21 protein-coding genes are annotated in these 18,089 nt (G+C 67.3%); 15 read left to right on the top strand and 6 right to left on the bottom strand.

What is annotated here, in order from left to right; translation table 11 throughout:
- Window positions 1-8: 8 nt before the first annotated feature.
- From rlmJ to ACNR9W_RS04390, 5 genes are all read left to right on the top strand, one after another.
- Window positions 9-788, top strand: coding sequence for a 23S rRNA (adenine(2030)-N(6))-methyltransferase RlmJ (gene rlmJ, locus ACNR9W_RS04410; protein ID WP_419270692.1), 780 nt, complete (start codon window positions 9-11; stop codon window positions 786-788).
- Window positions 789-846: 58 nt separating this feature from the next.
- A complete protein-coding gene (locus ACNR9W_RS04405; protein ID WP_419270690.1) occupies window positions 847-1,140 on the top strand; it encodes an FtsB family cell division protein in 294 nt (97 codons plus the stop codon).
- A 117-nt stretch (window positions 1,141-1,257) separates the two neighbouring features.
- A complete protein-coding gene (pdhA, locus tag ACNR9W_RS04400) occupies window positions 1,258-2,292 on the top strand; it encodes a pyruvate dehydrogenase (acetyl-transferring) E1 component subunit alpha (protein ID WP_419270688.1) in 1,035 nt (344 codons plus the stop codon).
- A gap of 14 nt (window positions 2,293-2,306) precedes the next feature.
- Window positions 2,307-3,692: a pyruvate dehydrogenase complex E1 component subunit beta gene (locus ACNR9W_RS04395; RefSeq protein WP_419270686.1), complete on the top strand. Its 1,386-nt coding sequence runs from the start codon at window positions 2,307-2,309 to the stop codon at window positions 3,690-3,692.
- A gap of 13 nt (window positions 3,693-3,705) precedes the next feature.
- Window positions 3,706-5,082, top strand: a complete 1,377-nt coding sequence (locus ACNR9W_RS04390) for a pyruvate dehydrogenase complex dihydrolipoamide acetyltransferase (protein ID WP_419270684.1) — start codon at window positions 3,706-3,708, stop codon at window positions 5,080-5,082.
- 78 nt (window positions 5,083-5,160) lie between these two features.
- On the opposite strand, the gene ACNR9W_RS04385 is transcribed toward ACNR9W_RS04390, so the two are convergent.
- From ACNR9W_RS04385 to ACNR9W_RS04370, 4 genes are all read right to left on the bottom strand, one after another.
- Complete coding sequence (locus ACNR9W_RS04385) at window positions 5,161-5,679, bottom strand: type 1 glutamine amidotransferase domain-containing protein (RefSeq protein ID WP_419270682.1); 519 nt, start codon at window positions 5,677-5,679, stop codon at window positions 5,161-5,163.
- Window positions 5,680-5,743: 64 nt separating this feature from the next.
- Window positions 5,744-6,514: a division plane positioning ATPase MipZ gene (locus ACNR9W_RS04380; RefSeq protein WP_419270681.1), complete on the bottom strand. Its 771-nt coding sequence runs from the start codon at window positions 6,512-6,514 to the stop codon at window positions 5,744-5,746.
- A 121-nt stretch (window positions 6,515-6,635) separates the two neighbouring features.
- On the bottom strand, window positions 6,636-7,577 hold the full coding sequence (locus ACNR9W_RS04375) for a DMT family transporter (RefSeq protein ID WP_419270679.1): 942 nt from the start codon (window positions 7,575-7,577) through the stop codon (window positions 6,636-6,638).
- Window positions 7,578-7,682: 105 nt separating this feature from the next.
- The gene (locus tag ACNR9W_RS04370) at window positions 7,683-8,531 is read right to left on the bottom strand and encodes a LysR family transcriptional regulator (RefSeq protein WP_419270677.1); all 849 of its coding nucleotides are present in this window, start codon (window positions 8,529-8,531) and stop codon (window positions 7,683-7,685) included.
- Between the two features lie 98 nt (window positions 8,532-8,629).
- Between ACNR9W_RS04370 and ACNR9W_RS04365 the strand changes: the two genes are divergently transcribed.
- The 10 genes from ACNR9W_RS04365 (at window position 8,630) to rpmE (ending at window position 14,760) form a co-directional block, all read left to right on the top strand.
- Window positions 8,630-9,217 (top strand): FMN-dependent NADH-azoreductase, encoded by a 588-nt coding sequence (locus ACNR9W_RS04365; RefSeq protein ID WP_419270675.1) that lies wholly within the window; start codon window positions 8,630-8,632, stop codon window positions 9,215-9,217.
- A gap of 79 nt (window positions 9,218-9,296) precedes the next feature.
- Window positions 9,297-9,707, top strand: coding sequence for a TonB family protein (locus ACNR9W_RS04360; protein ID WP_419270673.1), 411 nt, complete (start codon window positions 9,297-9,299; stop codon window positions 9,705-9,707).
- A 169-nt stretch (window positions 9,708-9,876) separates the two neighbouring features.
- On the top strand, window positions 9,877-11,373 hold the full coding sequence (gene ffh / locus ACNR9W_RS04355; protein WP_419270671.1) for a signal recognition particle protein: 1,497 nt from the start codon (window positions 9,877-9,879) through the stop codon (window positions 11,371-11,373).
- 1 nt (window position 11,374) lies between these two features.
- Entirely contained in the window at window positions 11,375-11,917 is a 543-nt protein-coding gene (locus ACNR9W_RS04350) for a GNAT family N-acetyltransferase (RefSeq protein WP_419270669.1), read from the top strand.
- Window positions 11,918-12,017: 100 nt separating this feature from the next.
- Entirely contained in the window at window positions 12,018-12,314 is a 297-nt protein-coding gene (locus tag ACNR9W_RS04345) for a chorismate mutase (protein ID WP_419270718.1), read from the top strand.
- Between the two features lie 51 nt (window positions 12,315-12,365).
- The gene (rpsP, locus tag ACNR9W_RS04340) at window positions 12,366-12,722 is read left to right on the top strand and encodes a 30S ribosomal protein S16 (protein WP_419270668.1); all 357 of its coding nucleotides are present in this window, start codon (window positions 12,366-12,368) and stop codon (window positions 12,720-12,722) included.
- A 49-nt stretch (window positions 12,723-12,771) separates the two neighbouring features.
- On the top strand, window positions 12,772-13,272 hold the full coding sequence (gene rimM, locus ACNR9W_RS04335; RefSeq protein WP_419270666.1) for a ribosome maturation factor RimM: 501 nt from the start codon (window positions 12,772-12,774) through the stop codon (window positions 13,270-13,272).
- Window positions 13,269-14,144, top strand: coding sequence for a tRNA (guanosine(37)-N1)-methyltransferase TrmD (gene trmD, locus ACNR9W_RS04330; RefSeq protein ID WP_419270664.1), 876 nt, complete (start codon window positions 13,269-13,271; stop codon window positions 14,142-14,144). Before rimM ends, trmD begins: the two co-directional genes overlap by 4 nt.
- Window positions 14,141-14,524, top strand: coding sequence for a 50S ribosomal protein L19 (gene rplS / locus ACNR9W_RS04325; RefSeq protein ID WP_111298987.1), 384 nt, complete (start codon window positions 14,141-14,143; stop codon window positions 14,522-14,524). Before trmD ends, rplS begins: the two co-directional genes overlap by 4 nt.
- Before the next feature lie 14 nt (window positions 14,525-14,538).
- Window positions 14,539-14,760 carry a 50S ribosomal protein L31 gene (gene rpmE, locus ACNR9W_RS04320; protein WP_111298986.1) on the top strand — a complete coding sequence of 74 codons (222 nt, stop codon included), beginning with the start codon at window positions 14,539-14,541 and terminating at the stop codon, window positions 14,758-14,760.
- A 74-nt stretch (window positions 14,761-14,834) separates the two neighbouring features.
- Here rpmE and ACNR9W_RS04315 read toward each other — a convergent pair whose 3' ends face one another.
- Together ACNR9W_RS04315 and ACNR9W_RS04310 are read right to left on the bottom strand one after the other, a co-directional pair.
- A complete protein-coding gene (locus ACNR9W_RS04315) occupies window positions 14,835-16,793 on the bottom strand; it encodes a methylmalonyl-CoA mutase family protein (RefSeq protein ID WP_419270661.1) in 1,959 nt (652 codons plus the stop codon).
- 91 nt (window positions 16,794-16,884) lie between these two features.
- On the bottom strand, window positions 16,885-17,856 hold the full coding sequence (locus ACNR9W_RS04310; RefSeq protein ID WP_419270659.1) for an acyltransferase family protein: 972 nt from the start codon (window positions 17,854-17,856) through the stop codon (window positions 16,885-16,887).
- Window positions 17,857-18,089 lie beyond the last annotated feature (233 nt).

The following is an 18,089-nucleotide window of genomic DNA, read 5'->3' as shown; positions in this document are numbered from 1 at the left end:
GCAGGCGCATGCTCAGCTATCAACACGCCTATCACGCGGGAAACCTGGCCGATCTGCACAAGCACGCGCTGCTGGCATCGGCCCTGGATTACCTGACCCGCAAGGACAAGCCGCTGTCCTACCTGGAAACCCATGCCGGCCGCGGTCTTTACGATCTGGCCGGCCCCGAGGCGCTGAAGACCGGAGAGGCCGCCAGCGGCATCGCCCGCGCCGAAGCCGAGGGCTGGCTGCCGCCCGACCATCCGCTGATGCAGGCGCTGACCGCGATCCGCAAAATCCGCGGACCCGGCATCTATCCCGGATCGCCGCTGATCGCAGGGCACTTCCTGCGCTTCGAGGATCGCGCCCATCTGGCGGAACTGCATCCCGGCGAACACGAGGCGCTGCGCCAGGTGGCGGGCTTTGCCACGCTGCATGCGCGCGACGGCTTCCAGATGGCGCAGGCGGTCTGTCCCCCCACCCCCCGGCGCGGCCTGCTGCTGATCGACCCCAGCTATGAGGTCAAGACCGACTATGCCGAGATCCCGCGCCAGATCGCCCTGATCGCGCGCAAGTGGAACGTGGGCGTCATCGCCCTGTGGTATCCGATCCTGACCGACCACCGCCACCTGGCCATGACCGCGGCGCTGGTCACGCAGTTCCCGCAGGCGCTGCTGTCCGAGGTCGCCTTTCCGCCCGCGCGGCCCGGCCACTCGATGGTCGGGTCCGGCATGTGGATCCTGAACCCGCCCTGGGGCCTTCAGGACGAGGCGCGGCGGCTGGAGGCGATCTTTCGCGCCCGCGCCTGAGGGGGATTCCCCCTCCGCGGCCGCTGTGCCATCATCGGTCCGCCATTAGGAACAGACCATGCCTCAACGCCTTTCGATCGGTGCCACCGTCTTCATCGTGCTGACCTGCGCACTGGGCCTCTATTTCGCCTTCGCCGCCGTCCAGGGCCCTTCGGGCATCCTGCGCCGCATCCAGATCGAGGCCGAGACGGAGGAGCTGGAACAGCAGCGGGACACGCTGCGGGCCGAGGTGGCCCAGATGCAGAACCTGACCCGGCGCCTGTCGGACGATTACCTGGACCTGGACCTGCTGGACGAACAGGCGCGCGAGGTCCTGGGCCTTGTTCGCGCAGACGAAATCATCCTCCGATAGGGCATGTCCCGCCTGTCCGCCCCCCGCGCGGCAGCGGGATTGCACGGGTCCCGGCGATGCGTTACGGATAGTTTAACGCTGAACTATTCCGACCACGCTTTCCGGAGGATGTGCCGCATGGCCAGGAAACCGAGCCCGCAGAGGGAGACGCCCTCGAACGTCTCCAAGGACGAACTGCTGAAATACTACCGCGACATGCTGCTGATCCGCCGCTTCGAGGAGAAGGCGGGCCAGCTTTACGGCATGGGTCTGATCGGCGGTTTCTGCCACCTCTACATCGGCCAGGAAGCGGTCGTCGTGGGCCTGGAGGCCTGCGCCAAGGACGGCGACAAGCGCATCACCAGCTATCGCGACCACGGCCACATGCTGGCCTGCGGCATGGAAGCCCGCGGCGTCATGGCCGAGCTGACCGGCCGCGAGGGCGGCTACTCCAAGGGCAAGGGCGGCAGCATGCACATGTTCAGCCGCGAAAAGCATTTCTACGGCGGCCACGGCATCGTCGCGGCGCAGGTGCCGCTGGGTGCGGGCTTGGCATTCGCCGACAAGTACCTCGGCAACGACAACGTCACCTTCACATATTTCGGCGACGGCGCGGCCAACCAGGGTCAGGTCTACGAGACCTACAACATGGCCGAGCTGTGGGACCTGCCGATCGTCTTCGTGATCGAGAACAACCAGTATGCCATGGGCACCAGCGTCAAGCGCTCGACCAAGTCGACCAGCCTCTTTGGCCGGGGCGAGGCCTTCGGCATCCCGGGCGAACAGGTCGACGGCATGGACGTGCTGGCCGTCAAGGCGGCGGGCGAAAAGGCCGTTGCGCACTGCCGCGCCGGCAAGGGCCCCTACATCCTTGAGGTGATGACCTACCGCTATCGTGGCCACTCGATGTCGGACCCGGCCAAGTACCGGACCCGCGAGGAGGTCCAGAAGATGCGCGACGAGCGTGACCCGATCGAGAACATCCGCGACCTCTTGGTCACCGGCAGCCACGCGACGGAAGAAGAGCTGAAGGCGATCGACAAGGAAATCAAGGAAGTCGTCAACGACTCGGCGGAATTCGCCAAGGAAAGCCCCGAGCCCGCGCTGGACGAGCTGTGGACCGATATTTACGCCGCTGAGCTGCCCCAGGGCAGCGCGGAAGAGAACGCCTGAGGGGGTGACGTAACATGGCAACCGAAATCCTGATGCCCGCCCTGTCCCCCACGATGGAGGAAGGCACCCTGGCCAAGTGGCTCAAGAAAGAGGGCGACGAGGTCAAGTCCGGCGACATCATCGCCGAGATCGAGACCGACAAGGCCACGATGGAATTCGAGGCCGTCGACGAGGGGATCATGGGCAAGATCCTGGTGGCCGAGGGCACCCAGGGCGTCGCCGTGAACACCCCCATCGCCGTACTGGTCGAAGAGGGCGAATCCGCCGACGACGTGCAGGCCGAGAAGGTTCCGGCGCAGGTTGCCTCGCCCTCGACCAAGGAAGGTCCCGACGACAAGGGCCAGCCCGGCCCGTCCGCCGTCGAGCAGGTCAAGACCCCCGAGCCCGACCGCAGCCCCGACTATCCCGAGGGCACCAAGATGAAGACCATGACCGTGCGGGAAGCCCTGCGCGAGGCCATGGCCGAGGAGATGGAGCGTGACCCGACCGTCTTCCTGATGGGCGAAGAGGTGGGCGAATACCAGGGCGCCTACAAGATCAGCCAGGGCCTTCTGGACAAGTTCGGCCCCCGCCGCGTCGTCGACACGCCCATCAGCGAAATCGGCTTTGCCGGCATCGGCACCGGCGCGGCCCTGGCCGGCCTGCGCCCGATCGTCGAGTTCATGACCTTCAACTTCGCCATGCAGGCGATCGACCACATCATCAACTCGGCCGCCAAGACGCTCTACATGTCGGGCGGTCAGATGGGCTGCCCGATCGTCTTCCGCGGCCCGAATGGCGCCGCCGCCCGCGTTGGCGCGCAGCACAGCCAGGACTATTCCGCCTGGTATGCGGCGATCCCCGGCCTCAAGGTCGTGATCCCCTACAGCGCGGCTGATGCCAAGGGCCTCCTCAAGCAGGCGATCCGTGACCCGAACCCGGTGATCTTCCTGGAAAACGAGATCCTCTACGGCCGTAGCTTCGAGGTCCCGGACCTGCCCGACTTCACCGTCCCCTTCGGCAAGGCCCGCATCGCGCGGCAGGGCGGCGACGTGACCATCGTCAGCTTCGGCATCGGCATGGCCCATGCGCTGGAGGCGGCCGACAAGCTGGCCGCCGAAGGCATCGAGGCCGAGGTGATCGACCTGCGCACCCTGCGCCCGCTGGACTATGGCACGATCATCGAATCGGTGAAGAAGACGAACCGCCTCGTCACCGTCGAGGAGGGCTTCCCGGTCGGCGCGATCGGCAACCACATCTCGGCCTATGTGATGGAGAACGCGTTCGACTATCTGGACGCGCCGGTCATCAACTGCACCGGCAAGGACGTGCCCATGCCCTATGCCGCCAATCTTGAAAAGCACGCGCTGATCACGCCCGCCGAGGTCGTCGAAGCGGTCAAAAAAGTCACCTACAAGTAAGGGAGGCACCGCGATGCCCACGGAAATCCTGATGCCCGCGCTGTCCCCCACGATGGAGGAAGGCACGCTGGCCAAGTGGCTGGTGAAAGAGGGTGACGAGGTGAAGTCCGGCGACGTGATCGCCGAGATCGAGACCGACAAGGCCACGATGGAGTTCGAGGCCGTGGACGAGGGCCGGATCGGCAAGATCCTGGTCAGCGAGGGCAGCGCGGGGGTCAAGGTCAACACCCCCATCGCCGTTCTGCTGGAAGAGGGTGAGGATGCCTCGGCCGCCGAGGCCGCACCCGCGCCCCAAGTCGAGGCCAAGGCGGACACCAAGCCCCGCCAGGAGCCCGAGCCGGCCGAAAAGGGCTATGGCGGTCCGATCGGCGCCCCGGTCGCGGGCGACGAGGGCAGCAAGGCCCCGGCCTCTCCTGCCCCGGCGGCTGACAAGGGCGGGCGCGTCTTTGCCTCGCCGCTGGCCCGGCGCATCGCCGCCGACAAGGGCCTCGACCTGTCGCAGCTGACGGGCTCGGGCCCGCGCGGCCGCATCGTCAAGGCGGATGTCGAGAACGCCCAGCCCGGCGCCGCCCCGGCCAAGGCCGCCGACACGGGCACGGACAAGGCACCGGTCACCCATGCCGTCGCCGCCAAGGAACCCTCGGCACCCCAGGCCCCCAAGGGCCTGTCGACCGAGGCCGTGCTCAAGATGTTCGCCGACCGCGAGACCGAGGAGGTGCAGCTGGACGGCATGCGCCGCACCATCGCCGCGCGCCTCAGCGAAGCCAAGCAGACCATCCCGCATTTCTACCTGCGCCGCTCGGCCAAGCTTGATGCGCTGATGGAATTCCGGGCCACGCTGAACAAGCAGCTGGAAGGCCGGGGCGTCAAGCTGTCGGTCAACGACTTCATCATCAAGGCCAGCGCACTGGCGCTGCAGCAGGTGCCGGATGCAAACGCCGTCTGGGCAGGAGATCGCATCCTCAAGCTCAAGCCGTCGGACGTGGCCGTGGCCGTGGCGATCGAGGGCGGGCTGTTCACGCCCGTTCTGAAGGACGCCCACCAGAAGACCCTGTCGGCGCTGTCGGCGCAGATGAAGGACTTGGCCGCGCGCGCGAAATCGAAGAAGCTGGCCCCCCATGAATACCAGGGCGGCAGCTTCGCGATCAGCAACCTCGGCATGTTCGGGATCGAGAACTTCGACGCCGTCATCAACCCGCCGCATGGCGCCATTCTGGCCGTGGGCGCGGGCATTCCCACCCCGGTCGTCGAAAAGGGCGAGGTCGTGGTGCGCAACGTGATGTCGATGACCCTCTCGGTCGATCACCGGGTCATCGACGGGGCGCTCGGCGCGCAACTGCTGGAGGCGATCGTCGCCCATCTGGAAAACCCGATGGGCATGCTGGCCTGACAGGACCCGCAGAACGACAGGGGGCGGCGGAACCACCAGGTTCCGCCGCCCCTTTCATGTCCGGCATCCGCCGCCGGTTCAGGCGACGGCCTTCTCGATCGCCGCCACGAAATCATCCAGGTCGTCGGGATTGCGGCTGGTGATCACGCCCCGGTCCTCCACCACGGCCTGATCGACCACCTCGGCCCCCGCATTGCGGATGTCGCTGCGGATCGAGGCAAAGCTGGTCATCCTGCGACCCGACACCAGGCCCGCCTCGACCAGCAGCCAGGGCGCGTGGCAGATCGCGGCAATGGGCTTGCCGACATCGGCAAAGGCCTTGATCAGCGCCACGGCCTTGTCGTCCAACCGCAAATTGTCGGGGTTGATGACGCCGCCCGGCAGGACCAGCGCATCGAAACCCTCGGGCGACTGGTCGGCGATGGCCAGGTCGGCCTCGACCGTCTTGCCCCAGTCGTCCTTGTCCCAGGCCTTGATGGTCCCGGCCTTCGGGGCCGCGATATGCACGTCGTGACCCGAGGCCTTCAGTTTCTCCAGCGGGGTGAACAGTTCGGACTGCTCGAACCCGTCGCTTGCCATGATCAGGATCTTGGCCATGTTGATCTCCTTTCGCATTGCGATCGTCCCGCAGGCAATGCGGGCCACCGCCCGGCGGTTCCGATCAGAACGTGACGGCAACTCCCGGCAGGTTCAGCTCGGCGATCAGTTCGCGCAGCTCCTGGCGCGCGGCGATATGGGACATGCTCAGCGCCTCGGTCCCCACATCCTTCAGGTCCAGCAGGGTCAAACCGCGCGGAAACAGTTCGCGAAAGATCACCCGTTCGGAAAAGCCCGGGGCCACGCGAAACCCGATGCGTTTGGACAGCGCGGCCAGCGCCCCGCCCACCTTGCGCTTGTTGTGCATCTGCTGGGTGCCCAGCCGGTTGCGCAGCACCAGCCAGTCGATCGGCCCGGCCCCGGCCTGCGCCCGCATCTGCCGCGCGCTCCAGACCATCTCGGCATAGATCGACGGCCCCAGGACCTCGCCCTCGGGCGAGAGCCGCGCCAGCAGGTCGAAATCGACGAAGCTGTCGTTCAGCGGCGTGATCAGCGTGTCGGCCAGCGCATGGGCCATCTGGCTCAGCCGCGTATGGGATCCCGGACAATCCAGCAGGATGAAGTCGCAGCGTCGCTCCAGGTCCTCCAGCGCGGGCGTCAGCGGATCGCCGCCCTCGCCCAGCTGCCCCATCACCGGCATGGGCAGGTCGATCCCCTCGCGCGCGCAAAAGGCGGCTCGGTTCTCCAGGTAGCGGCCAAAGCTGCGCTGCCGCACGTCCAGGTCCAGGCCCCCCACCCGGTGACCCATCCGGGCCAGCGCCGTCGTCACATGCATCGAGGTGGTGGATTTCCCGGACCCGCCCTTTTCGTTCCCCACCACGATGATATGCGCCACGGGCCGCCTCTTGTCCTGTCCCCTTGGGCGCGACCCTAGCCAGCGGCCGTCCCGAAAGAAAGTCGCCCGGTCCGGGGCCGGGGTTTTCCCGCGGGCGGGTGTCGCCCCTGCACCACGCAGCCTATCCGGGCGGGGACCGGCGCCCGACCAGCCGGCCGTCGATCATCGCCAGCCCCAAGCCGATCACCGCCATGCCCGCGACCTGCATCGCGCCCAGCCGCTCGTCCAGGAACAGCCAGCCCAGAAGGATGGCCGAGACCGGCACCAGAAAGGTCACCAACGAGATGTTCGTGGCCCCCGCCCGCGCCAGGATGCGGAAGAACAGCACATAGGCGATGCCGGTGCAGAGAGATCCCAGCACGCCCACCGCCGCCCAGACATGACCGGGCACATCCGCAGGCGGCAGCCCGTGGACCGCCAGCGCCAGCGGCAGCAGCACCAGGCTGGAACCGGTGACCATGCCCGCGGCCGTGACCAGCGGGTCGACGCCCCGCGCCCGAAAGCGGCGGCCATAGGCTGCGGCGCAGGCATAGCTGACCGCCGCGCCCAGCATCGCCAGCTGCGGCGCCACGCCGTGCCCCTGGCCCGCCAGCTCGTCCACGCCGATCATCACGGCCACACCGCCCAGGCCCACCGCGACCCCCAGCAGCCGCCCCAGTCCCGCCCGCTCGTCCGCCAGCACCAGGGTCGAGACCAGGACCGTGAACAACGGCGTCGTCGCATTCAGGATCGAGGCCAGCCCCGACGGGATCGAGGTCTGCGCCCAGACGATCAGCCCGAAGGGGATCGCGTTGTTCAGCACCCCCATCACCAGAAAGGCGCCCCACAGGCCGGACCCGCGCGGCACCCCCCGCCCGGCCGCCGCCACGATCGCCCACAGCACCACCGCCGCCACCGCCACCCGGATCGCCACGATCCACAGGACCGGCAGATGCCCGACGCTAAGGCCGATCAGAAAGAACGAGCCGCCCCAGATCAGCGACAGCAGCCCCAGCTGCGCCCAGTCGCCCGCGCTCATGCGCGTGCGGATCAGGGGCGCGGGCATCGCGGCGGGCCGGCTCATGACCGCGCGGGTCCGCGGCACAGTGTCAGGCGAAACGGTTTGCACATCATGCAGGTCTCCTTGGTGCCGCAACCTGCACCAGGACGCCGGGCGACGGAAGGGCTCTCAGGCCTCGGCGCGCAATGCCGACAGGGCCGCCTGGACCTTGGGCGTGCGGTGCAGGTCGACATGCGTCACCAGCCAAAGCGGCGAATCCCATTCCGGCATGCTCAGCACCGACACCATCCCCTCCGTCCGACCCGGAGGCAGCGGCCCCGCGGCCAGCCCCGCCCGGATCACGGCCTCGCGCGCGGCGGGCTCGTTCGAGATCAGGACGATGTTCTCCGGCGTGATCCGGTCCTGCAGCCATTGCATGAAGGGCGCCCCCCGCCCCTCGGTCCCGGGCAGCGCGAAACGGTGCCTCCGCGGGTCCTCGATCGGCCCGTGCCTTTCGACATAGCCGGGCGAGGCATAAAGCACATGCTGCGCCAGGCCCATCTCGCGCACCACGTAATCCGCCTCGGTCGGCTGCGCCCCCGCGCGGATCGCGACATGGGCCTCGCCCGTGTCCAGGCGGAACAGGCGCACATCGGTCAGATAGGTCAGGCGCAGCCCCGGATGACGCGCCATGACGGAAACCAGCCGCGGCATCACCAGGTCGGTCAGTTCGGGCAGCGAGGTGATGATCAGGTCGCCCTCGATCCGGTCCCCCGCCCCCGCGATCTGCGACGCCATCTGCGAGAACCGCTCATCCGCCGCCGTCGCCGCACTCAGCAACGCGCGCCCCGCATCCGTCAGGGCATAGCCGCGGGTGTGACGCTGGAACAGCCGCGCCTTCAGGCTCGCCTCCAGCGCGTCGATCCGCCGGATCACCGTGGCGTGGTGCACCCCCAGCGTCGCGGCCGCCCCGCTGACCGTTCCCGTCCGCGCCACCGCCATGGCCACGCGGATATCATCCCAACTTTCCACCTGCATGTGCATCCCCGCACAGATCCTGCGCGATTATCGGCGTTTCGTTCGGCGGTGCATAGTCCTACTTACGCTGCAACGCAGAATGACCGATCGGAGTCCCCATGAACATTCTCCAGCTCGACAGTGCCATCACCGGCGACGCCTCCGTCTCGCGCCAGCTGACCGCGGATATCGTGGCCCGCCTGCAGGAAACCGCCCCGCAGGCCACCGTCACCTATCGCGACCTGAACGCGGGCATCCCCGCCATCGACACGACCTGGTTCCAGGCCGTCCGCCTGGGCACCGACAGCCCCAGCGCCGAACAGCAGGCCCGCATCGACACCTCGGACGCGCTTCTGGCGCAGGTCCAGGCGGCGGATGTGCTGGTAATCGGCCTGCCCGTCTACAATTTCGCGATCCCCGCCCAGCTCAAGAACTGGCTGGACCAGATTGCGCGCGCCGGCGTCAGCTTCCGCTATACCGAAGCCGGCCCCGAGGGCCTGCTGAAGAACAAGCGCGCCTTCGTCGCCTACACCGCCGCAGGCACGCCCTTGGGCTCGGACCTGGACCACGCCTCGGGCTACCTGCGCCACATGCTGGGCCTTCTGGGGATCACCGACGTGACCTTCGTGCCCGCGGATGGCCTGGCCTTCGACCGCGACGCCGGCATGGCCCGCGCCCACGAGGCACTGGACAGAATCGCCGCTTGATATTAGTTAGCGCGCCAACGGAACGATCCGACGGCGCGCCTGTCATAATGGCGCAATGGACATTCAGGACATTGTGACCATGCGCAAGTTTTTAACGATTGCCGCCGCCATCCTGACCGGGATGGCGGTTTTTTTCATGGCCCCCGCCGTCCGCGCCCAACCGGCGCTTCCCTCCGCTGTCCCGCAGATCCCCAACCGCGACGCATGGGTGGCCACCTGCGTCCACCTTTTCCTGCAGACGCTGGCCTCGGAGGATCCCGGGATCCAGATCTTCAGCACCCCTGGCGCCGTCGCCATGAAGGTGATGGTCGAGATCGCCCCCGATGGCGAGGTCCGCTGGCTGCGCATCCGCGAGACATCGGGCCGGACGTCGCTGGACACGGCCGCCATCCGCGCCCTGTCGCAGGTCCGCCAGGTGCCGCCCTTCAGCCCCGACATGCCGCACCGCAACATCCGCATCCAGCTGCCGATCGGCACGCCGCTGTCCTGACCGGCGCCGATCGTCCGCCTGCGTTGACTCGGGTCATGTTTTTGCGTAAGGACGGTCCCAATTCCCGGAAGCACCGTCTTCCGGTCCCTGCCCTGCGCGGGGATCGCCCCCCGTCAGCGCGTTGCGCCCACGGGGGCAAAACCGTTTTGGAGCCATAGGAGGCCCGGCCATGTTCGAGAACCTTTCCGACCGCCTGGGCGGCGTCTTCGACCGGCTGACCAAGCAGGGTGCCCTGACCGAGGACGACGTCGCCGCCGCCATGCGCGAGGTTCGCACAGCCCTGCTGGAGGCGGACGTCTCGCTGCCGGTGGCGCGCAGCTTCGTCAAGTCGGTCACGCAAAAGGCCACGGGCGCCGCGGTCACGAAATCAGTCAGCCCCGGGCAGCAGGTCGTCAAGATCGTCCATGACGAGCTGATCCGCGTCCTTCAGGGCGATGACGCCCCCGAGGCGCTGCGCATCGACAACCCGCCCGCCGCCATCCTGATGGTCGGCCTGCAGGGTTCGGGCAAGACCACCACCACCGCGAAACTGGCCCTGCGCCTCAAGGACCGCGAAAAGAAGCGCGTCCTGATGGCCTCCCTGGACACCAACCGCCCCGCCGCGATGGAGCAGCTGGCGATCCTCGGCCAGCAGATCGGCGTTGACACGCTGCCCATCGTGATGGGCCAGACCGCGCCGCAGATCGCGCAGCGCGCCAAGACGCAGGCCTCGCTCGGCGGCTATGATGTCGTAATGCTGGACACCGCCGGCCGCCTGCATATCGACGAAGCGCTGATGACCCAGGTCCAGCAGGTCCGCGACATCGCCCAGCCGCGCGAGACGATCCTGGTCGTCGACGGCCTGACCGGCCAGGACGCGGTGAACGTCGCGACCGAATTCGACGCCAAGGTCGGCGTCAGCGGCGTGGTGCTGACCCGCATGGACGGCGACGGGCGCGGCGGTGCGGCCCTGTCGATGCGCGCCATCACCGGCAAGCCGATCCGCTTCGTGGGCCTGGGCGAAAAGATGGACGCGCTGGAGGCCTTTGACGCCCAGCGCGTGGCGGGCCGCATCCTCGGCATGGGCGACATCGTCGCCCTGGTCGAAAAGGCCCAGCAGGTCCTGGAGGTCGAGCAGGCCGAGCGCATGATGAAGCGCTTCCAGAAGGGCCTGTTCAACATGAACGACCTGCGCGGCCAGTTGGAGCAGATGCAGAAGATGGGCGGCATGCAGTCGGTCATGTCGATGATGCCCGGCATGGCCAAGATGGCCAAGCAGGCGGAAACTGCCGGCTATGACGACAGCGTCGTGCGCCACCAGATCGCGCTGATCAACTCGATGACGAAAAAGGAACGGGCGAACCCGGACCTGCTGCAGGCCAGCCGGAAAAAGCGGATCGCGGCCGGCGCGGGCCTCGACGTGTCGGACCTGAACAAGCTGCTGAAGATGCAGAAGCAGATGGCCGACACGATGAAGAAGCTGGGCAAGATGGGCAAGGGCGGGCTGATGAAGCAGGCCATGCGCGCGATGACCGGCAAAGGCGGCGGCCTGCCCGACATGGAGAACCTCGACCCCGCCAAGATGGCCGAGGCGCAAAAGCTGCTGCAGGACCCGCGCGGCCTCGGCGGCCAGCTGGGCAAGGCCGGGCTGCCGGGCGGCCTTGGCGGCCTGTTCGGAAAGAAGTGACGTGATCACGCTGTCGCCCACTCCGGTCCTAGAAACGGAACGCCTGACCCTGCGCGCGCCGCAGGGCAGCGACTGGCCGCACTGGCGCAGCTTCCACGGCTCCGACCGCGCGCGCTTCATCGGCGGCGGCCCGGACCTGCCTGAGGGCGCCAGCTGGCGCGCCTTCGGCCATGTCGTGGGTCACTGGGTGCTGCGCGGCTTTGGCATGTTCGTCTTCACGATCAAGGGCGACGACACGGCCTTGGGCATGACCGGCCCCTGGTTTCCGGAAGGCTGGCCCGAGCATGAGCTTGGCTGGACCGCCTGGTCCCCCGCCGCCGAAGGCCGCGGCCTCGTGGCCGAGGCGGCCCGCGCCGCCCGCGACCACGCCTTCACCGCCCTCGGCTGGACGACCGCTGTCAGCTATATCGACAGCGACAACCTGCGCTCGATCGCACTGGCGCAGCGTCTGGGCGCGGTTCTCGACCCCAAGGCCCAGCAGCCGGCGTCGTTCGACGCCCCTGGCCTCGTCTACCGCCACCCCGCGCCCGGGGCCACCGCATGACCCCGAAATGCGCACCCTATCTGGTGCACACCCGGTGCACATCCGGTGCACGACCGGTGCATAGTATATTTGTGCGAAATCAACGGCCGGAGGTTTCCGCCTGATGGACACCACCACCCGTGCCGCCGCGCTTCTGGCAGAGCATCGTGCCAGCATCGACCGGCTGGACGCCATCCTGGTCTATACGCTGGCCGAGCGCTTCAAGCACACCCAATCCGTCGGCCGCCTCAAGGCCGACCACGACCTTCCGCCGTCCGATCCCTCGCGCGAGGCGCAGCAGATCGAGCGGCTGGAACGCCTCGCGCGCGAGGCCGATCTGGACCCGGAATTCGCGCGCAAATTCCTCAACTTCGTGATCGCCGAAGTCATCCGGCACCACGAGCAATACCAATCCTAAGGCCGCGCCCCCGGCACGTCCTGACCCCGCCATTTCAAAGGAGAAAACCGAATGGCCATGAAGATCCGCCTCGCCCGTGGTGGCAGCAAGAAGCGCCCGCATTACGCGATCGTCGCCTCCGATTCGCGCATGCCGCGCGATGGCCGCTTCATCGAGAAGCTGGGCACCTACAACCCGCTGCTGGCCAAGGACAGCGAAGACCGCGTCAAGATGGACGTCGAGCGCATCCAGTACTGGCTGGGCCACGGCGCACAGCCGACCGACCGCGTCGCGCGTTTCCTGGAAGCCGCCGGCGTGACCGAAAAGACCGAGCGCAAGAACATGAAGAAGGCCGAGCCGGGCAAGAAAGCCAAGGCCCGCGCCGAAGAGCGCGCCAAGAAGGCCGCCGCCCCGGCCGAAGCCGAGTGATGAACGCTGGCGGGGGCAACCCCGCCAGACCCTTTTCAAAGGTGTGACAATGACGGAAGACCGCATCTGCGTCGGCGCGATCGCGGGGGCCTTCGGGGTCCACGGAGAGGTGCGGCTGAAAAGCTTCTGCGCCGAACCGGCCGACATCGCCACCTATGCCCCCCTGACATCCGAGGACGGCAACCGCGTCTTCACCCTCAGCCTGACGCGCGCCGTGACCGGCGGCCTGGGCGCCCGCCTGTCGGGCGTCAGCACCCGGGAGGATGCCGAGGCCCTGCGCGGCGTCACCCTCTGGGCTCCGCGCAGCGCCCTGCCCTCGCTGCCCGACGACGAATTCTACCATGCCGACCTGATCGGCCTTCAGGTCGTGGACACTGGCGGTCAGCCGCTTGGCCGGGTGCGCGCGATCTATGACCACGGCGCCGGCGACATCCTGGAGATCGTGGGCGGCAAGGACGTGCTGATGCTGCCCTTCACCCGCGCCATCGTGCCGACGGTGGACCTGACCGCCGGCCGCATCGTCGCCGACCCGCCCGGCGACGACGAATGACCGACACGCCCAAGTCCCACGGCCGGCTGGCGATCCGCCCCAGCCTGCGCCCGCGCGAGTTGATGGCCGAGCCGCAGGTCCAGGGCGCCTGGACCGCCCGCATCGTCACCCTGTTCCCCGAGGCCTTTCCCGGCATCCTGGGCCTGTCGCTGACCGGAAAGGCGCTGGCGCAGGGCCTGTGGAACCTTCAGACCATCCCCTTGCGCGACTTTGGCACCGGCCGTCACCGCAACGTGGACGACACGCCCGCGGGCGGCGGTGCCGGCATGGTCATCCGCGCCGACGTGATGGACGCGGCCCTGCGCGAGGCGGGACGCGGCCAGCCGCTGCCGGTGATCTACATGTCGCCGCGAGGCAAGCCCCTGACGCAGGAGCGCGCCCGCCAGCTGGCCAAGGGCCCCGGCGTCGTCCTGATCTGCGGCCGGTTCGAGGGGGTGGACCAGCGTGTCCTGGACGCCCACGCGGTCGAGGAGATCAGCATCGGCGACTATGTCCTGACCGGCGGAGAGATCGCCGCACAGGTCTTGATCGACGCGACGGTCCGGCTTATACCGCGCGTGCTGGGGAATCAGGATTCTCTGGCCGAGGAATCCTTTTCCATCGGCAACAGGGGCCTTCTGGAAGCCCCCCAGTTCACGAAGCCCGCCCTTTGGGACGGCCGAGAGATCCCGCCGGTTCTGCTGTCGGGCAATCACGCGGCCATCGCCGACTGGCGCGCCACTGAGGCCGAAAGGCTGACCAAGGAACGCCGCCCCGATCTGTGGCGGGCACATGCGGAAACGCAGGTGGACCCGGCAAAGGACCGACAGCGCTCGGGCGCATCAGACCAATCGCGGAACCACCGCGAGCATGACAAGGACCCACAGCGATGAACCTGATCGCAGAACTCGAAGCCGAGCAGATCGCCCAGCTTGGCAAGACCATTCCCGACTTCAAGGCCGGCGACACCATCCGCGTCGGCTACAAAGTGACCGAAGGCACGCGTTCGCGCGTGCAGAACTACGAAGGCGTGTGCATCTCGCGCAAGGGCGGCAGCGGCATCGCGGCCAGCTTTACCGTGCGCAAGATCAGCTTCGGCGAAGGCGTGGAACGCGTGTTCCCGCTCTATTCGACCAACATCGATTCGATCGAGGTCGTGCGCCGCGGCAAGGTGCGTCGCGCCAAGCTGTACTATCTGCGCGACCGTCGCGGCAAATCGGCTCGTATCGCCGAAAAGACCAACTACCGTCCGCTGTCGGACGCGAAAGCCTGAGCAGAGGTCACCAGATGAAAAACGAGATCCATCCCGACTACCACATGATCGAGGTCAAGATGACCGACGGGACGACCTACCAGACGCGGTCGACCTGGGGCGGCGAAGGCGACACCATGTCGCTGGACATCGATCCGACCTCGCACCCCGCTTGGACCGGCGGCTCGGCCAAGCTGATGGACGCCGGCGGCCGCGTGACCAAGTTCAAGTCGAAATATGCAGGCCTGGGCTTCTGATCAGCCCGCCTTCGACGACAGGAAAGCGCCGCCCCCAAGGGGCGGCGCTTTTCGTTTGCGGCACCTGCCCCTAGTCAGGCGGCGACCGCGCCCGGCTCCACCAGCGCCACGATGTCCATCATGATCGTGTTCAGCTGGAAATCCTTGGGCGTATAGACCCGTGCCACGCCCATGGCGGCCAGCTTGCGGGCGTCCTCATCCGGGATGATGCCGCCGACGATGACCGGCACATGGCCCAGCCCCGCGACCTGCATGCGGCTCATCAGGTCCTCGATCAGCGGGACATGGCTGCCCGACAGGATCGACAGGCCCACGACATGCGCCTCCTGCTCCTGCGCGCGGGCCACGATCTCCTCCGGCGTCAGGCGGATGCCCTCGTAGGTGATGTCCATGCCGCAATCGCGGGCGCGGAACGCGATCTGCTCGGCCCCGTTCGAATGGCCGTCGAGGCCCGGCTTGCCCACCAGGAACTTTAGCCGGCGGCCCAAGCGCGCGCTGACGGCGTCCACCGCCTCGCGGATCTCCTCCAGCCCTTCAGTCCGGTTCGACGGGCTGGCCGAGACGCCGGTGGGGCCCCGGTACTCTCCATGCACCGCCCGCATCACGCCCGCCCATTCGCCGGTCGTGACCCCGGCTTTTGCCGCCGCGATCGAGGGTGGCATCACGTTCTCGCCCCGCTGCGCCGCAGCGCGCAACGCCGCAAGGGCGGCTTGGACGGCCTCTTCGTCGCGCGCGGCGCGCCAGGCCTGCAGGCGATCGACCTGGTCCTGCTCGACGGCCGGATCGACCACCATGATGCCGCCATCTCCCGCCGTCAGCGGCGACGGCTCGGCCTGCTGCCAGCGGTTCACACCCACCACGACCGTCTCGTTGGCCTCGATCCGTCCAAGCCGCGCGGCATTCGATTCGACCAGCCGCGCCTTCATGTAGTCGATGGCGGCGATCGCCCCCCCCATCTGGTCCAGCAGGGCCAGCTCGTCCCGCGCGCCCTGCTTCAGCGCCTCGACCTTGGCGGCAATCACCGGGTTGCCGTCAAAAAGGTCGCCATATTCCAGCAGGTCCGTCTCGTATGCCAGGATCTGCTGCATGCGCAGCGACCATTGCTGGTCCCAGGGGCGCGGCAGGCCCAAGGCCTCGTTCCAGGCGGGCAGCTGCACGGCCCGGGCGCGGGCGTTCTTGGACAGCGTGACGGCCAGCATCTCCAGCAGGATGCGATAGACGTTATTCTCGGGCTGCTGCTCGGTCAGGCCCAGGCTGTTGACCTGCACGCCATAGCGGAACCGACGGTATTTCTCCTCGGTGATGCCGTAACGGTCGCGGGTGATCTCGTCCCACAGCTCGGTGAAGGCGCGCATCTTGCACAGTTCGGTGACAAAGCGGATGCCGGCATTCACGAAAAAGCTGATGCGCCCGACCATCTCGGGAAAGCTGTCGTCGGGCACCTTGTCCTTCAGGTCGTCCAGCACTGCCACGGCGGTCGCCAGCGCATAGGCCAGCTCCTGCTCGGGCGTCGCGCCCGCCTCCTGCAGGTGATAGCTGCAGACGTTCATCGGGTTCCATTTCGGCAGATGCTGGCGCGTAAAGGCGGCGATGTCGGTGATCATCGCCAGCGACGGCTTGGGCGGGCAGATATAGGTGCCGCGCGACAGGTATTCCTTGATCAGGTCGTTCTGGACCGTTCCCTGCAGGCGGGAGACATCCGCCCCCTGCTCCTCGGCCACGGCGATGTACAGCGACAGAAGCCAGGGCGCCGTGGCGTTGATCGTCATCGAGGTGTTCATCTGCTCCAGCGGGATCTGGTCGAACAGCGCGCGCATGTCCCCCAGGTGGCAGACGGGCACGCCTACCTTGCCGACCTCGCCCCGCGCCAGCACATGATCGCTGTCATAGCCGGTCTGCGTGGGCAGGTCGAAGGCCACCGACAGGCCTGTCTGCCCCTTTGCCAGGTTCGTGCGATAGAGCGCGTTCGATTTTTCAGCCGTAGAATGGCCCGCATAGGTGCGGAAGAGCCAGGGTTTGTCCTTCTCGACCATATCAGGGTCCTCGCAACATTATTTCCTTGCGACGATTGATACAGACAGGAAACTGCGCCGTCAATTCGCCGCAGTGCGGCATGGTGCAGGCTCAGGTGCGCCGGGGGCGCGCCCTGAGGCCCAGGACCAGCAGGCGCGTGACCTGCCACCGCGACGCGATCACCTGAAGCAGCACCGGCAGGAGGATGCCAAGCGCCGTTCCCAGCAGCAGATGGACGACCGATGATTCGATGTCGATGGCCTGCAGCGTCCGGCGCGCACCCGAGGTGACCAGGATGTGGTAGAGGTAGATGGTCAGCGAGAACGCCCCCAGCCAGGACAGCCAGTGCAGCCGCGGCAGGACCAGCATCGCCGTCACGCAGGCCCCGCCGGCGAAGAGCAGGCTTTGCAGGTCCAGACGCTCGGTTGAGGGGCGGCCGGTTTCCCGCATGATCCAGAGGTTTATTGCCAGCCCCGCCAGAAAGGCCGAAGCGGCCAAGGTCACGGCCAGTCCGCGATGGGCCTCCAGCGTCTCGACATGACGGATGAAGGCCACGCCCAGCAGCAGGTAGCCCAGCAGATGCGTGATCCGGTTGGCGGCCATCAGATCGCTGTCAAAGGACCACCCCATCGCGATCGCCAGCAGCGACAGGATCAGCGCCGGCCACAGGATCGCGCCGCGCGTCAGCGCATCCAAGGCACCCAGCAGCGGAAAGATGATCAGCATGACCTGCAGGAACCAGAAGATCTCGTAATGGCGGTAATAGGCCTGCCAGAAATGACCCTCGAATGGCAGGCGGCCGTCGATCGCATAGCCGAAGGCCATGAACACGGTGATCGCGGTGATGCCGGGAACCGCCAACCTGCGGAATTTCCCCAACAGGAAAGGCATCAGCGTGCCGCGCTGCGGCGGCTTGAGGGCGTAGACCGCCCCGGCGACGAAGGCGAACAGCGGCATCCGCACGTCGACGAACAGGTCGCCATAGATCCGCAAGGGATGCGGATGGCTCAGTTGAAGCCCGTCGGTCCTGACCCCGCCGATCACATGGAAGCTGACCAGCAGCAGCACGGCGATGGAGCGCAAGGATTCAATGGGCAAAACCGGCGCTTTGGCGCTGTTGATGGGCATTAAAATATCCTTGATCATGAACCAGACGCACGCATCGCGGGCTCTCGTATAGGAATAGAATGCACAAGATGCCATTCCGGGACCGTGGCTGTTGCACGCCACGGCCATTGATGAGCGGGCAGTCGCCGTCAGGAAATTTTGTTGCTCATATGGGCGAGTAATAGTTGCAATGTTGCTTTTTGGATCGT

The organism is Paracoccus sp. T5 (genome assembly GCF_048538155.2).
In the GTDB taxonomy this organism is placed as follows: domain Bacteria; phylum Pseudomonadota; class Alphaproteobacteria; order Rhodobacterales; family Rhodobacteraceae; genus Paracoccus.
Note: the sequence above shows the minus strand (reverse complement) of the source record. Positions and strands in the feature narration are given on the sequence as shown.

What these genes read in the sequence shown, in the direction of transcription:
- rlmJ (WP_419270692.1), top strand. Translation starts at nt 9, where the DNA reads ATGCTCAGCTATCAACACGCCTATCACGCGGGAAACCTGGCCGATCTG.
- ACNR9W_RS04405 (WP_419270690.1), top strand. Translation starts at nt 847, where the DNA reads ATGCCTCAACGCCTTTCGATCGGTGCCACCGTCTTCATCGTGCTGACC.
- pdhA (WP_419270688.1), top strand. Translation starts at nt 1,258, where the DNA reads ATGGCCAGGAAACCGAGCCCGCAGAGGGAGACGCCCTCGAACGTCTCC.
- ACNR9W_RS04395 (WP_419270686.1), top strand. Translation starts at nt 2,307, where the DNA reads ATGGCAACCGAAATCCTGATGCCCGCCCTGTCCCCCACGATGGAGGAA.
- ACNR9W_RS04390 (WP_419270684.1), top strand. Translation starts at nt 3,706, where the DNA reads ATGCCCACGGAAATCCTGATGCCCGCGCTGTCCCCCACGATGGAGGAA.
- ACNR9W_RS04385 (WP_419270682.1), bottom strand. Translation starts at nt 5,679, where the DNA reads ATGGCCAAGATCCTGATCATGGCAAGCGACGGGTTCGAGCAGTCCGAA.
- ACNR9W_RS04375 (WP_419270679.1), bottom strand. Translation starts at nt 7,577, where the DNA reads ATGAGCCGGCCCGCCGCGATGCCCGCGCCCCTGATCCGCACGCGCATG.
- ACNR9W_RS04370 (WP_419270677.1), bottom strand. Translation starts at nt 8,531, where the DNA reads ATGCAGGTGGAAAGTTGGGATGATATCCGCGTGGCCATGGCGGTGGCG.
- ACNR9W_RS04365 (WP_419270675.1), top strand. Translation starts at nt 8,630, where the DNA reads ATGAACATTCTCCAGCTCGACAGTGCCATCACCGGCGACGCCTCCGTC.
- ACNR9W_RS04360 (WP_419270673.1), top strand. Translation starts at nt 9,297, where the DNA reads ATGCGCAAGTTTTTAACGATTGCCGCCGCCATCCTGACCGGGATGGCG.
- ffh (WP_419270671.1), top strand. Translation starts at nt 9,877, where the DNA reads ATGTTCGAGAACCTTTCCGACCGCCTGGGCGGCGTCTTCGACCGGCTG.
- rpsP (WP_419270668.1), top strand. Translation starts at nt 12,366, where the DNA reads ATGGCCATGAAGATCCGCCTCGCCCGTGGTGGCAGCAAGAAGCGCCCG.
- rimM (WP_419270666.1), top strand. Translation starts at nt 12,772, where the DNA reads ATGACGGAAGACCGCATCTGCGTCGGCGCGATCGCGGGGGCCTTCGGG.
- trmD (WP_419270664.1), top strand. Translation starts at nt 13,269, where the DNA reads ATGACCGACACGCCCAAGTCCCACGGCCGGCTGGCGATCCGCCCCAGC.
- rplS (WP_111298987.1), top strand. Translation starts at nt 14,141, where the DNA reads ATGAACCTGATCGCAGAACTCGAAGCCGAGCAGATCGCCCAGCTTGGC.
- rpmE (WP_111298986.1), top strand. Translation starts at nt 14,539, where the DNA reads ATGAAAAACGAGATCCATCCCGACTACCACATGATCGAGGTCAAGATG.
- ACNR9W_RS04315 (WP_419270661.1), bottom strand. Translation starts at nt 16,793, where the DNA reads ATGGTCGAGAAGGACAAACCCTGGCTCTTCCGCACCTATGCGGGCCAT.